Annotated in this window: 12 protein-coding genes; 2 read left to right on the top strand and 10 right to left on the bottom strand. The window is 65.0% G+C overall.

Translation table 11 applies throughout. From position 1 onward, the window contains the following. Nucleotides 1-29 precede the first annotated feature (29 nt). Nucleotides 30-1,379 (top strand): 8-oxoguanine deaminase, encoded by a 1,350-nt coding sequence (locus A7X65_RS21455; protein WP_063688397.1) that lies wholly within the window; start codon nt 30-32, stop codon nt 1,377-1,379. Nucleotides 1,380-1,489: 110 nt separating this feature from the next. On the opposite strand, the gene A7X65_RS21450 is transcribed toward A7X65_RS21455, so the two are convergent. From A7X65_RS21450 to A7X65_RS21435, 4 genes are all read right to left on the bottom strand, one after another. Beyond that, a complete protein-coding gene (locus tag A7X65_RS21450) occupies nt 1,490-2,566 on the bottom strand; it encodes a BMP family ABC transporter substrate-binding protein (RefSeq protein WP_063690672.1) in 1,077 nt (358 codons plus the stop codon). A gap of 78 nt (nt 2,567-2,644) precedes the next feature. Next, nucleotides 2,645-3,562 carry an ABC transporter permease gene (locus tag A7X65_RS21445; RefSeq protein ID WP_063688396.1) on the bottom strand — a complete coding sequence of 306 codons (918 nt, stop codon included), beginning with the start codon at nt 3,560-3,562 and terminating at the stop codon, nt 2,645-2,647. Beyond that, a complete protein-coding gene (locus tag A7X65_RS21440; RefSeq protein ID WP_063688395.1) occupies nt 3,549-4,640 on the bottom strand; it encodes an ABC transporter permease in 1,092 nt (363 codons plus the stop codon). Before A7X65_RS21440 ends, A7X65_RS21445 begins: the two co-directional genes overlap by 14 nt. Beyond that, on the bottom strand, nt 4,624-6,195 hold the full coding sequence (locus A7X65_RS21435; protein ID WP_063688394.1) for an ABC transporter ATP-binding protein: 1,572 nt from the start codon (nt 6,193-6,195) through the stop codon (nt 4,624-4,626). The genes A7X65_RS21440 and A7X65_RS21435 overlap by 17 nt, the downstream gene beginning before the upstream one ends. Nucleotides 6,196-6,768: 573 nt before the next feature. On the opposite strand from A7X65_RS21435, the gene A7X65_RS21430 reads away from it, so the two are divergent. After that, complete coding sequence (locus A7X65_RS21430) at nt 6,769-7,878, top strand: hypothetical protein (RefSeq protein ID WP_063688393.1); 1,110 nt, start codon at nt 6,769-6,771, stop codon at nt 7,876-7,878. A 207-nt stretch (nt 7,879-8,085) separates the two neighbouring features. Here the strand turns inward: A7X65_RS21430 and A7X65_RS21425 are convergent, their stop codons facing one another. Genes A7X65_RS21425 through A7X65_RS21400 form a run of 6 tightly spaced genes read right to left on the bottom strand, consistent with a single transcriptional unit; the run spans nt 8,086 to nt 13,962 of the window. After that, entirely contained in the window at nt 8,086-8,571 is a 486-nt protein-coding gene (locus A7X65_RS21425; RefSeq protein WP_063688392.1) for a nucleoside deaminase, read from the bottom strand. 13 nt (nt 8,572-8,584) lie between these two features. Beyond that, nucleotides 8,585-10,117, bottom strand: a complete 1,533-nt coding sequence (locus A7X65_RS21420) for an ABC transporter ATP-binding protein (RefSeq protein ID WP_063688391.1) — start codon at nt 10,115-10,117, stop codon at nt 8,585-8,587. Then, on the bottom strand, nt 10,114-10,797 hold the full coding sequence (gene biuH, locus A7X65_RS21415; protein WP_063688390.1) for a biuret amidohydrolase: 684 nt from the start codon (nt 10,795-10,797) through the stop codon (nt 10,114-10,116). Before biuH ends, A7X65_RS21420 begins: the two co-directional genes overlap by 4 nt. A gap of 17 nt (nt 10,798-10,814) precedes the next feature. After that, complete coding sequence (locus A7X65_RS21410; RefSeq protein WP_063688389.1) at nt 10,815-11,741, bottom strand: ABC transporter permease; 927 nt, start codon at nt 11,739-11,741, stop codon at nt 10,815-10,817. Next, nucleotides 11,741-12,853 carry an ABC transporter permease gene (locus A7X65_RS21405; RefSeq protein WP_063688388.1) on the bottom strand — a complete coding sequence of 371 codons (1,113 nt, stop codon included), beginning with the start codon at nt 12,851-12,853 and terminating at the stop codon, nt 11,741-11,743. Before A7X65_RS21405 ends, A7X65_RS21410 begins: the two co-directional genes overlap by 1 nt. Continuing rightward, nucleotides 12,850-13,962: a BMP family ABC transporter substrate-binding protein gene (locus A7X65_RS21400; RefSeq protein WP_063688387.1), complete on the bottom strand. Its 1,113-nt coding sequence runs from the start codon at nt 13,960-13,962 to the stop codon at nt 12,850-12,852. Before A7X65_RS21400 ends, A7X65_RS21405 begins: the two co-directional genes overlap by 4 nt. Nucleotides 13,963-14,227: the final 265 nt, after the last annotated feature.

Raw genomic sequence — 14,227 nt, 5'->3', positions numbered from 1 at the left:
TGTCACCGAATTCAAGGAGAATCGGGATCATGAGCGAGCCAAAGCCGATCTGGATCCGGGACCCCCTGGCCATCCTCGCCGACGGTGCTGATCACGGCCTTGTGGTGAAGGACGGCCGGATCGTCGAGCTCGTACCGGCCGGCGGCAAGCCCGCGACGGCCGATGTCGCCGTGTTCGATGCGAGCGAGCATGTCGTGCTGCCGGGGCTGATCAACACTCATCATCATTTTTACCAGACCCTGACACGGGCGCTGCCGGCGGCGATGGACCGCGAGCTGTTTCCCTGGCTCCAGGCGCTCTACCCGGTGTGGGCGAAGCTGACGCCCGAGCGGCTGGAGCTCGGCGTCACCGTGGCGATGTCCGAGCTGCTGCTCTCGGGCTGCACCACCACGACGGATCATCACTATGTCTTCCCGGCGGGCCTCGAGGAGTCCGTCGATATCGAGGTCGGCGTCGCACAGCGGCTCGGCATGCGCGTGCTGCTCACGCGCGGCTCGATGAACCTGTCACAGTGTGACGGCGGCCTGCCGCCCGACAGCGTCGTCCAGGACGAGGATACCATCCTCGCCGACAGCGCGCGCGTGGTCGCAAAACATCACCAGCGCGGCGCGGACGCGATGGTGCAGATCGCGCTGGCGCCGTGCTCGCCATTCTCGGTGACGACGTCGCTGATGCGCGCCACTGCCGATCTCGCCGGCAGGCTCGACGTGCGCCTGCACACCCATCTGGCCGAGACCGAGGATGAGAACAGATTCTGCGAACAGATGTATGGCTGCCGTCCGCTCGATTATCTCGAGCAATGCGGCTGGCTCAATGCGCGGACCTGGCTCGCTCACGGAATCTTCTTCAATCCGGACGAGATGAAGCGGCTCGGGAAGGCCGGGACGACCGTCAGCCATTGTGCGTGCAGCAACCAGTTGCTGGCCTCCGGCTGCTGCCCGGTGTGCGAGATGGAGGAGGCGGGCGTCGGCATCGGCATCGGCGTGGATGGCTCCGCCTCGAACGACGGATCGAACCTGATGCAGGAGGTGCGCGCGGCCTTCCTGCTGCAACGGGCGCGCTATGGCGTGACCAAGGTCAGCCACAAGGATGCGCTGCGCTGGGCCACCAGGGGCTCGGCGGCCTGCGTCGGCCGTCCCGAGCTCGGCGAGATCGCGGTCGGCAAGGCGGCGGACCTCGCGCTGTTCAAGCTCGACGAGCTGCGCTTCTCCGGCCATGGCGATCCCCTGGCAGCTCTGGTGCTGTGCGGGGCGCACCGGGCCGACCGGGTCATGGTGGCGGGAAAATGGGCGGTGATCGACGGGGCGATCCCCGGCCTGGATGTCGCCGACCTCATCCGCCGCCACAGTTCGGCGGCGCGGGCCATGCAGACGGGCTGATCAAGCCGAAAATTGAAGGAGGGGGCGACCACAAGTGCCGGGTGCTTCTGGCCACCCCCTCCGAACCTCCTCCGGGAGGAGCAGGTGTTTTAGGCAATGCAAGAAGCGTGCTACTTGCCCGGCAGCTTGTCGTCGATGCCCTTGACGTAGAAATTCATCCCGAGAATCTGGCCGTCAGCGAGATTGGCGCCGCCCTTGCACTCGACCTCCTTGCCGTCCTGCCCAATGACCGGGCACTTGAACGGGTGCAGCTTGCCCGCGGTGATCGCGGCCTGGGCATCCTCGGCGATCTTCTTCACGTCGTCAGGCATGTTGGTGTAGGGCGCCATCGCGAACATGTGGCTGTCGAGGCCGCCCCAGGTGTCCTCGGACTTCCAGGTGCCGGCGAGCTCGGCCTTGACGCGTTCGATATAGTAGGGGCCCCAGGTATCGAGGATCGAGGTCAGCTGGGTCTTGGGCCCGAACTTGATCATCTCGGAATCCTGGCCGAAGGCGAGCTTGCCGCGCTCGCTGGCGATCTGCATGGCAGCTGGCGAGTCCGTGTGCTGCATGATCACGTCGGCGCCCTGGTCGATCAGCGCCTTGGCGGCGTCGGCTTCCTTGCCCGGATCGAACCAGGTGTTGGCCCAGATGATCTTGACCTTGATGTTCGGGTTGATGGTCTGGGCCGCGAGGATCGTCGCGTTGATGCCGGAGACGACTTCGGGAATCGGGAACGAGCCGATATAGCCGAGCACGCCCGACTTCGACATCTTGGCCGCGATCAGGCCCTGGATGTAGCGGCCCTGATACCATTTGGCCGAATAGGTCGACATGTTCTTGTCGCGCTTGTAGCCGGTCGCGTGCTCGAAATGCACATTCGGATACTTCTTGGCGACCTTCAGCGTCGGGTCCATGTAGCCGAACGACGTGGTGAAGATCAGCTTGTTGCCGGCGCGGACGAGCTGCTCGATGGCGCGCTCGGCGTCGGGGCCCTCGGGCACGTTCTCGAGATAGGTGGTCTCGATCTTGTCGCCGAGCTCCTTGACGAGCGCCTGGCGGCCGAGATCGTGCTGGTAGGTCCAGCCGAGGTCTCCGATCGGACCCAAATAGATGAAGCCGACCTTCAACTTGTCGGCGGCGGAGGCTGCACTGACGCTCCCGGCAAGCAACAGCCCGGCAGCCAGCGCACGAAGTGATTTCCTCATCATCAATCTCCAAACATCAGGGGAAAGCCACGATCCGCAACCTGCGCGCCCCATCGCGCATGCCGCGGAAACGAAAATTTAGCGGTCAGGCACGAACACGGTGCCGAGCGCGGCCGGCGCGGTCGAACCGCCAGTGCGCGCGCGGGACAGCAGAACCAGCACGATGACCGTCGCGAGATAAGGCAGCGCCGACATGAATTGCGAGGGAATGCCGACGCCCCATCCTTGCGCATGCAGTTGCAGGATCGTCACCGCGCCGAAGAGATAAGCGCCGACCACGAGACGGCCCGGCCGCCAGGACGCGAACACCACCAGAGCCAGCGCGATCCAGCCGCGGCCTGCGGTCATCCCAGGAATGAAAAAGGGCGTGTAGGCGAGCGGCAGATAGGCGCCGGCAAGTCCAGCGCAGGCGCCGCCGAACATCACGGCGAAGGTGCGGATGCGGAGCACGGGATAGCCGAGCGCATGCGCGGAGACGTGGTTGTCGCCGCAGGCGCGCAGGATCAATCCTGCTCGCGTGCGGTACAGGAACCACCAGACGCCGACGATCAGCGCGATCGAGAAATAGACGAAGCCGTCCTCGCCAAACAGCACGCGGCCGATCAGCGGAATGTCGGTCAGGCCGGGAATGTAAAGATGTACCGCGGGCGTGATGCGCTCGCCGACGAAGCCGGCGCCGATCAGGCCCGAGAGACCGATGCCGAGAATGGTCAGTGCGAGACCTGTTGCGACCTGGTTGACGGCCAGCCCGAGCGCCATCAGCGCAAACACCAGCGACATCAGCATGCCCGCGACGATGCCGAACAGCGCGCCGATGAAAACCGAGCCGGTGAACCAAGCGCCGGCAAAGCCGCAGGCCGCGCCGACGATCATCATGCCCTCGACGCCGAGATTGAGCACGCCGGAGCGCTCGGTCACGAGCTCGCCGGTTGCCGCGATCAGCAGCGGCGTCGACGCCGCGAGCACCGCAAGGATGATGGCTTCAATGAGTTCCACTGGCCACCTGTCGGTTCGGGAACACCAGCTTGAAGCGGTAGAGAATGAGGGAGTCGCAGGCGAGCACGTAGAACAGCAGAATGCCCTGAAAGACCTTGGTGACATCCAACGGGATCTTCATCGCGATCTGCGCCTGCTCGCCGCCGATAAAGGTCAGTGCGAGAAAAAGGCCTGCAATTAGTATTCCAAGCGGGTTCAGCCGGCCGAGGAAGGCGACGATGATCGCGGTAAAGCCGTAGCCGGGCGAGATGCCGGGCTGGAGATGCCCGACGGGTCCCGCGACCTCGATGATGCCGGCAAGGCCCGCCAGCGCGCCTGATACGGCGAAGGTCAGGATGATCAACTGGTTGGCATTGAAGCCGCCGAACCGCGCGGCGCGCGGCGCGGCACCGACCACGCGGATCTCGAAACCCTTGATGGTGCGCCCGAGCAGGATGGCCGCTGCAGCGACGACGAACAGGGCGATGATCGATCCGAGGTGCAGCCGGCCGCCCTCGATCAGCAGCGGCACCGTCGCGACGGGATCGAACTCGGCCGTGGTCGGGAAGTTGAAGCCCTGAGGATCGCGCCAGGGGCCGCGCACGAGATAATCGAGAAAGAGATCGGCGACATAGACCAGCATCAGGCTGGTCAGGATCTCGCTGGCACCGAACTTCACTTTGCAGATCGCCGGGATCAGCGCATAGAGCGCGCCCGCGGCGGCTGCGAGCACGAGCATCGCAGGCAGCACCCAGACGCCCGCGTCGGTGCCTTGCGTCTTCACTGCGATCCAGCTTCCGGCGACGGCGCCGATCAGGAACTGGCCCTCGGCGCCGATGTTCCAGGCGTTGGCGAGATAGCACAGCGACAAGCCGATCGCGATCATCACCAGCGGCGTCGCCTTCACCGCGATCTCCTGCAGCGAATAGCTGTCGGTCAAGGGCGCGATGAAATAGGCGTGCAGCGCAAGCAGCGGATTCTTGCCGAGGATCGCGAACAGGATGACCATGGTGACGATCGTCAGGCCGATCGCGATCAGCGGCGAGATCAGCGCGATCGTGCCGGAGCGCTCGGCGCGCTTCTCAAGCACCAACTGCATGCGCGGCCTCCCTCGGCTCGAGGCTGCTGCCGCCCATGAGCAGGCCGAGCTTTTCGCGGGTCGCGTCGCTTGTCGCGAGCGGCGCGGAGAGCCGGCCATGGAACATCACGGCGATGCGGTCGGCGATCTCGGCGAGCTCGTCGAGATCCTGGCTGGTCACCAGCACGGCCGCGCCGGCGGTTGCGAGGTCAAGCAGCGCCTGGCGGATCACGGCGGCCGCACCGGCATCGACGCCCCAGGTCGGCTGGCTCACCACCAGCACCGCCGGATTGCGCAGGATCTCGCGTCCGACGATGAATTTTTGCAAATTGCCGCCTGAGAGCGATGCTGCTTCCGGATCGCGCTTGGCCTTGCGAACGTCAAACGTTTCGGTTGCGCGGTCCACCGTCTTCAGCGTTGCCGCGGTATCGATAAAACCGTGATGGACCATGCCGCTCGCGGCATGTCCGGTGAGGAGCGCGTTCTCCGACAGCTTCATGCGCGGCGCGGTGCCGTGGCCGAGCCGCTCCTCCGGCACGAAGGCGGCGCCGAGCTTGCGCCGCTGCGTAATCGAAAGGTGGCCGGCGGCGATGCCTTCGATCACCACGGTGCCGGGGTCCTTCGACAAGCGCTCGCCGGAGAGCGCGGCGAACAGCTCGTCCTGGCCGTTGCCGGCGACGCCAGCGATACCGAGGATTTCGCCGCCCTTCAGCTCGAACGAGATGTGCTCGAGGCGCACGCCATGCGCCTCGCCAGGGGGGAGCGAGAGGTCGTTGACGACCAGCCGTGGCACCGTGGTCTTACGGCCGGCAGGCGCCTTCACTTCCTTGATCTCGCCGCCGACCATCATGCGGGCAAGCGAAGCCGCGGTCTCGAGCCTGGGATTGCAGGTCTCGACCTTCCTGCCGCCGCGCAGGATCGTTGCGGTATCGCAGAGGCGCTTCACCTCCTCGAGCTTGTGGCTGATGTAGAGGATGGCACGGTCTTCGGCCTTGAGGCGCTCCAGCACGATGAAGAGCTGGTCGGCCTCCTGCGGCGTCAGCACCGCGGTGGGCTCGTCCAGGATCAGGAATTTCGGGTCCTGCATCAGGGCGCGGACGATCTCGATGCGCTGGCGCTCGCCGACCGACAATTGCCAGACCTCGCGCCGGGGATCGAGCGGCAGACCGTAGGTCTTCGATACCTGCTCCAGCCGCGCCGACATGTCCTTGAAGGATTCTGTCCCATCGAGACCGAGGGCGACGTTCTCGGCGACGGTGAGGTTGTCGAACAGCGAGAAATGCTGGAACACCATGCCGATACCGCGGCGGCGTGCCTCGGACGGGCCCGACAGCACGATTCGTTCGCCCTGCCAGCGGATCTCGCCCGCGCTGGGCTGGATCAGCCCGTAGATCGCCTTGACCAGCGTCGACTTGCCGGCGCCATTCTCGCCGAGTAGCGCGTGAATCTGCCTGGGCCAGACGTCGATATCGATGGCATCGTTGGCGAGGAAATCCCCGTAGCGCTTGGTGAGCCCGAGCGTCTGGAGCAGCGGGGGCTCGCCGGAATGCAGGCCATTAGACGTCGGATCTAACATTCGCTGGTGCGCTTGCGTGGGGTGAAGTGCCTCAATAGTGGGCTAGTTTGAACCGCCGCGTAAGGTGGGAAAAAGCGTCATCCCTTGCTCAACGCTTCGGCAGGCGGCCGGTTGTCGGCAAGTATCTCCTCCCGCCGGCCGACGATGATCCGTCGCCGGTGTTCGAGAGCGCCCTCGCGGTGTGACGCCTGTTGCAAATTTGTGACGATCCAAACGAAATCGGAACCCGCTGTGCAGACTTGGCGTGAAGCTGAGCAAAAACGTGCCAGCGCAAGTATGCAATGGCCGATCAAGACGGCGATCGCAGCCGACGATCATGTCTGCGCTATCCGGCCGACACAAAAGCCAAACAAAATCAGTCGGGAATGTTAGGCAAGGGGAGTTCTAGCGGGGCCGCACGCGCGTGATGGCCGCGCGCAAAACACCCCAGAATCCTGCGCGCGAGCAATCGTGGCTGCTGAAACATGCGGCATGCCTTGAAAAAAGTTGAGGCTTCTCACTTCGGGAGATCGGCGCAAGTGTCGCACCCAAGGGACGTTCATTTTTACGTGTCCAAACTTGGGGGTATTCAGGATGTCGTTTCGTTCTAGGGCGGTTGCAGCAACGGTGCTGTCACTTGCTACGCTCGCCACCGGAGGCTGGGCTCAGGCTGCGGACCTGCCGGTCAAGGCCGCCAAGAAGGCGCCGGACCTTCCGTTCTTCCTGGTGATCGACGACCGCGTCACCTTCTCCTACATCTTCGACGCCAGCCAGCCCGGCGCGTTCACCAACACCAACGGCGTGATCAACTCCAAGACCACCAAGCAGGTCTACTCCTTCACCCATTTCGACGCCTGGGCCTACGGCACCAACTTCTTCACGATCTCGATGTTCAAGTCGGACCACAACGATCCGGCGGCTCCCTGCACGCAGACCGGCGGTATCGTTTCGCCGGCGGCGGGCTTCGCGTTCACACCGGCGAGCTGCGCCGGCGCGACCGAGATCTACGGCCTGTTCCGTTCGACCTTCGGCTGGAACGAGATCTTCAACACCAAGGCCTTCACGCAGGGCCCGCTGCACAACATCTCGTTCGAGGTTGGCATGGATGCCAACACCGAGAACCGCTATTTCGGCGCCGCCAAGCGCGACGTCGTCGCCGGTCTGCAGTTCGCCTTCGACCTTCCCTACAAGGGTTATTTCAACGTCGCGCCCCTGGTTTACTGGGAGTTCGCCAACCACAACTCCTTCTCGCAGTGCGGTTCCGGCTTCTCCGCTCCGTGTCTGACCGACGGCAACACCTCGTTCAAGCCGACCTGGGCGATCGAAACCAACTACTACATGGACCTCGGCTTCCTGCCGGCGAACATGCAGTACTTCTCGATCAGCGGCCGCGCCGCCTGGTATGGCAAGAAGGGCACGGACACCGAGCCGCTTCCGGCCAGCGTCGCCAACAACGTCTATCCGACCAAGGTCGAGTTCAACTCGGAGCCGATCCGTCTGACGATGGATGCCTCGAAGGCGCTCTGGGGTGACAAGTACTCGCACTTCGTGGACGTCTGGGTGGCCTATCGCTACTGGCAGAACAAGTTCGGCCTCGATCACAACAACGCCTTCGCCTGCACCACCTTCGTCGGTGCCACCAAGGTGAGCACCGGATCCTGCACGGAGTCCTCGCTCTACTCGGGTATCACCGTAAAGTTCTGATCACCCGAGGGATTTCAGGTGAAAGACGATGGCGCCGCGTCAAACCTCCGCGGCGCCATCTTCGTTTGAGGAAAGAACGTCGGGTGGATTAGGTGCCGTAGGGTGGGCAAAGCGGAGCGTGCCCACGATTTGTGGCTTATTGCATGCGAACCGTGGGCACGGCGCAAGGGCGCCTTTGCCCACCCTACGGGAGTGTTTGCTGAGTACCTATTTCGCCCAAACCCCGTCGTGCAGCGCTTCGGCTTCGCCTTCCAGCAGCGGCCCCACGACCTCCGTCGGTCGCTGGCCGCTGGCAAACACCTCGCGGCAGGGCAGGTCGAGCGTCGGGTTCTCCGGATGGTTGCCGGTGACGCTGCGCAGGCGATGCTCGCTGAGGCCGTAGACGACGCGGCCGATGCCGGCCCAGTAGATTGCGCCCGCACACATGGCGCAGGGCTCGGCCGAGGAATAGAGCGTGGCCTTGGCCAGCGCGTCGCGGTCGAGCGTGCGGCAAGCCTGGGTGGCTGCGAGGCGCTCGGCATGCGCGGTGCCGTCGTGGTCCGGCATGTAGCCGTTCTCGCGCTCGATCAGCACATTGCCGTCGGCATCGACGACGATGCAGCCGAAGGGATGGTTGCCATGGGTGAGCGAACGGCGTGCGACCGCAAAGGACAAGCGCAGGAAGTGCTCGTCGCGTTCCGAGGTGCTGCCCATCAATGCTCCGCGGCTAATGGCCTGCCATATGCCGGCCGACGACGGTGAGGTCGGCCTCGCTGGTCCGTGCTTCATACACGAATTCGCCGTGGAACATCACCACCAGCCGGTCGGACAGTTCGAGCAATTCGTCGAGATCCTCGCTGACGAGCAGGACCGCCGCGCCGCGATTGCGCGCTGCCATGATCTCGGCGTGGATCTGCGCCACCGCCGCGAAATCGAGGCCGAAGCAGGGATTGGCGGCGATCAGCACTTCGACGTCGCCGGCAAGTTCCCGGGCCAGCACAGCGCGCTGCACGTTGCCGCCCGACAGCGCCGAGATCGGCGTATCCGGTGTGCGGGTCTTGATCTTGTACTGGCCGATCTTCTTCCGGGCATCGTTGCGGAAGGCGCCGCGGTTGAGCCACCAGCCGCCGGTGGCGAAGGGCGCGCGGTCGAATTCGCGGAAGGCGATGTTGTCGGCGACGCTCATGCCGCCGACGCAGGCGTTCTTCAACGGCTCCTCGGGCAGCAGGGACATCTTGTGGCGCCGCATCTCCTCGCGGCTGGCGTGGTAGGGATCGCCGGCGACGCGGATATCGCCGCTCTCGGCTTCGCGCTGGCCCGCGAGCACCTCGACGAGCTGGCGCTGGCCATTGCCGGAGACGCCGGCGATGCCGACGATCTCCCCGGCGCGCACGGTGAGGGAAACGTCATGCACGGCGACGGCGCCGGCGTCGTCGAGGGCGCGGAGCTTCTGCAGCTCGAGCCTTGCCTGACCGGCTTCGCCGGTACGCGGCGGCTGCACCGTCAGCTCCTCGGCGCCAATCATGGTGCGCGCCATCGCATCCGGCGTCAGCTCGGCGACCTTGCCGGCGCCGGCGAGCTTGCCGCGGCGCAGGATCGTGACCTCGTCGGCGAAGGCCATGACCTCGCGGAACTTGTGGGTGATCATCAGGATGGTCAGCTCGCCCCTGACGACCATGCCGCGGAGCATGCCGAGCACCTCGTCGGCTTCCGCCGGAGTGAGCACCGAGGTCGGCTCGTCCAGGATCAGGAAACGCCGCTTCAGGTAAAGCTGCTTGAGGATCTCGCACTTCTGGCGTTCGCCGGCGGAAATGTCGGAGACCTTTGCGCCGAGCGGGACCTTGAAGGGCATCCGCGCCAGGAACGCCTCGAGCTCCTTCATCTCCCTGGGCCAGTTCACCACGGCCGGCACGTCATCGCGCGCCAGCACAAGGTTCTCGGCAACCGTCATGGCCGGCACCAATGTGAAGTGCTGGTAGACCATGCCGAGGCCGAGCGCATGGGCATCCTTGGGGTTGGCGATCGCCTGTTCGCGCCCGCCGACGAGGATGTCGCCTTCAGTCGCGTGGTAGTAGCCCATGATGCATTTGACGAGGGTCGACTTGCCGGCGCCGTTCTCGCCCAGCAGCGCATGGAACGAGCCCGGCCGAACCTTCAGCGCGACATTGTCCAGCGCCAGGAAGTCGCCGAACCGCATCGTCATGGCGATGGCATCGACGCCGAAGGCGCCGGACGGCGGAGGCGTTTCGCCGATGATCACGAGATCGCTCCGATGAACGCGTCGGAGGTCGAGACCGCGCCGAACACGCCGCCCTGCATCTTGATCATCTTCAGGGCGTGGTCATGGTTGCTCTTGTCGGTGGCGCCGCAGCAATCGTGCAGCAGCACGCATTCGAAGCCGCGGTCGTTGGCCTCGCGCATGGTGGTGTGGACGCAGACGTCGGTCGTGATGCCCGTCAGCACGATGTTCTCGATGCCGCGGACGCGCAGGATCAGCTCGAGGTCGGTGGCGCAGAACGAGCCCTTGCCGGGCTTGTCGATGATCGGCTCGCCCGGCAGCGGCGCCAGCTCCTCGATGATGTCCCAGCCCGGCTCGCCGCGTACCAGGATGCGGCCGCACGGGCCGGGATCGCCGATGCCGGCGCCGATCTGGCGCGAGCGCCAGCGCTTGTTGGCGGGCAGGTCGGAGAGATCGGGGCGATGCCCTTCGCGGGTATGGATGATGTGAAAGCCTTGGCTCCGCATCGCCGCGAGCAGCCGCTTGATCGGCTCGATCGGCGCCCGCGTCAGGGAGAGGTCATAGCCCATCTTGTCGACATAGCCGCCGACCCCGCAGAAATCGGTCTGCATGTCGATGATGATGAGCGCGGTATTCTCCGGACGGAGATCGCCGTTATAGGGCCAGGCATAGGGCTCGGACTTGATGTAGCGCTCGGGCATGAACGACCTCGTGCGTGTTAGCGTGTGATCGAAAGTTCGGCGGGCGCGCCGGTCAGCGTCCGCTTCGGCGAGCAGGTGATGATCATGATCGCCAGCGTCAGGATGTAGGGCGCGGCGTTGAAGAGATGATAGCCGGAGGTGACGCCGACCGATTGCAGCGCAGGTCCCAGCGCCGCCGCGCCGCCGAAGGCAAGCGAGGCCCAGAGGCAGAGCAGGGGATCCCAGCGCGCGAAGATCACCAGCGCGACGGCAGTGATGCCCTGACCCGAGGAGAGGCCCTCGTTCCAGCTTCCGGGATAGAACAGCGACAGGAACGAGCCGCCGATGCCGGCAAGGAAGCCGCCGACCATGGTGGCGCGCAGGCGGATCAACAGCACCGAATGGCCCATCGCGCGGGCGGCATCCGAGCTTTCGCCGGCGGTGCGGATCAGAAGGCCCCAGCGCGTGGTGCGGAAGGCCCAATAGAGGATCGGCGCGAGCGCGACGCCGATCAGGAACAGCACGTTGATGCGCAATGCGGCGCGCACCTGCGGGATGTCGCTCCACCAGCCGAAATCGATCGCGGGCAGGCGCGGCGCGGTGGGCTCGATCAGCGGCTTGCCGAGATAGAACGCAAGGCCGGTGCCGAACAGCATCAGGGCGATGCCGACCGCGACGTCGTTGACCCGCGGCAGCGAGCAGATGCCGGCGTGCAACGCGCCGAGCAGCGCGCCGGTGATGCCGGCGGCGAGCACGCCGAGCCACGGGGATCCCGAGAGGTAGGAGATGCCATAGGCGCTCATCGCGCCCATCACCAGCGTGCCTTCGAGGCCGAGATTGATGCGGCCGGAGCGCTCGGTGATGCATTCCCCCAGGCTCACGAACAGGAACGGCGTGGAGACGCGAATGGCGCCGCCGAGCACGGCGAGCGGGACGGTCCAGAGTCCGATCGATCCGTCTGCCATCAGGATTTTCCCTTCAGGAAGCCGATGCGGCCGTAGAGCGCATCGCTGGCCAGCACGAAGACGAAGATGATGCCTTGCAACACCTGCACCGATGCATCGGGCAATCCGAGGCGGCGCTGCAGCAGGCCGCCGCTGGCGCTGATGCCGCCGAGCAGGATTGCGACGGGTATGATGGCGAGCGGATTCTGCCGCGCGAGGAAGGCGACGAGGATGCCGGTGAAGCCGTAGCCCGCCGCGAGATTGGCGTTGGTGCGTCCCTGCACGGCGGCGACCTCGACCATGCCGGCAAGCCCGGCCGCGCCGCCGGCGAGGAAGCAGACGGTCAGGATCAGCTTGCTGACGCCGAGACCGACGATCTTCGCCGCGCGGATGTTGCCGCCGGCCACCCGCGCGGCGAAGCCGAACACGGTGTGATAGATCAGGATGTAGGAGGCGATCGCGGCGATCAGCCCGAAGACGAGACCCCAATGTACGTCGGTGCCGGGAATGGAGCCGATCATGTTGGCGGCACCGATTTCTCGGGTCGACGGCTTGTTGAGGCTGGCGGGATCGCGCATCGCGCCTTCGACGAGATGGTTGAGGATCGCAAGGCCGATGTAGACGAGCAGGAGGCTCGAAATCGTTTCGTTGACGCCGCGGTATTGGCGCAAGCCGCCCGACAGCATGATCCACAGGCCGCCGCCGATCACGCCGGCGCAGACCATGGCGGTCTGGATGATGAACGGCGGCATGCCCTGAAGCGCCAGCGCGGCGCTCGTTGCCGATAGCGCGCCGATCAGCAGCGCGCCTTCGCCGCCGATGATGACCATGCCGAGCTGCGCGGGGAGTGCCGTACAGAGCGCGGTGAGGATCAGGGGCGCGGCGCGCGTCAGCGTGTTCTGCCACGAGAACCAGGTGCCGAACGCGCCGTAATACATGTAGAAATAGAGGTCGAGCGGGTTCTTGCCGAACATCGCGACGAAGATGCCGAAGACCGCGAGCGCGCCGACGAGCGCCGCGCCCGGGATCAGCACATATTCGATCGTGCCGCCGTAGCGCTGGAGGAAGCCGGGATCGGCGGCCGGGGCGACTGCCCCGACCGCTTCCGTGGAATCCGCCGCTTCGGTGGTCACGAAGTCGCTCCGATCACGCCCTCGACGAGATAGTCCATCTTCTCGAGCTCGGGATCCTTCTGGCCGCGGTCGGTACCGGCGGCGATCACCGTCTTGCCCTTGTTGTCGACAAGCCCGCCCTTGAAGATGGCGAAGCCTTCTGCCGACAGGAATTTTGCCTTGGCATCGTCGGCCGCCTTGCGCGCTTCGGCCGAGACCGCTTCGCCGTAAGACGAGACCTTCACGATCTCTTCCTTCAGGCCGCCGCGATAGAAATTCGGAATGCCTTCGCCTGCCGCGATCATCTTGACGAACTTCGGATAGAGCGCTTCCCAGTTCCATTCGGCGCCAGTGAGATACGCCTTGGGCGCCAGCGCCGACTGGTTGGTGTGATAGCCGCAGACGAACGCGCCGCGCCGCGCGGCGTTCTCCACCATGGTCTTGGGGCCATCGACGTGACAGGTGAGCACGTCCACGCCCTGGTCGATCAGGCTGTTGGTGGCTTCGGCCTCTTTGACCGGCATCGACCAGTCGCCGGTGAAGATCACCTGCGTGGTTGCCTTGGGATTGACCGACTTGGCGCCGAGCGTGAAGGCGTTGATGTTGCGCAGCACTTGAGGGATCGGCTTGGCCGCGACGAAGCCGAGCTTGCCGCTCTTCGACGTCAGGCCGGCGACGATGCCCGAGATGTACTGGGCCTCGTCGATGTAGCCGAAATAGCTGCCGGCGTTCTTGGGGTCCTTGTCGCTCCAGAGGCCGCCGCAGTGCTCGAAGCGCAGCTTCGGGTACTTGGTGGCCATCTTGATCATGTGCGGGTTGTAGTAGCCGAACGAGGTCGGGAAGAGCAGGGTGGCGCCGTCGAGATTGATCATGGACTCGATGGTCTTCTCGACCGCGTCGGTCTCGGGCACCTTCTCCTCCTCGACCACCTTGAGGCCGGGAATCTTCTTCAGCGCCGCCGCGCCCTGCGCATGGGCCTGATTGTAGCCATAGTCGTCGCGCGAGCCGACATAGATGAAGCCGATGGTGGTCTCGGCCGCGAGGGCCGGGCGCAGGCCCGCTGCCGCACCGAGGGTGAGGGCCGCGCCGCCCTGCAACAAATGACGTCGTGAAATCCTGCCAAAATCCATTGCTCGCTCCCCTTGGCGGCCGAACCGCCTGATCTCGCGGCCGCGCCGGTCTGGCGGAGCCGGACGAGATGTCGCAAGCTTCGTGCCAGAGGATATTATACGTGCATATGCATTCAAACTATTGAAATATAACAATTATATATCTGGTCTACATCTTGATCAGGAAAGCGGCAGGTTAATTTATGGGCATTATTCCATTATTGTATGCAGAGGAGTTAAGCAGCCTTAACCCGTTCGGGGATGTGCATGACCGGTGGCAGGCGGT

The organism is Bradyrhizobium stylosanthis (genome assembly GCF_001641335.1).
Taxonomy (GTDB): domain Bacteria; phylum Pseudomonadota; class Alphaproteobacteria; order Rhizobiales; family Xanthobacteraceae; genus Bradyrhizobium; species Bradyrhizobium stylosanthis.
Note: the sequence above shows the minus strand (reverse complement) of the source record. Positions and strands in the feature narration are given on the sequence as shown.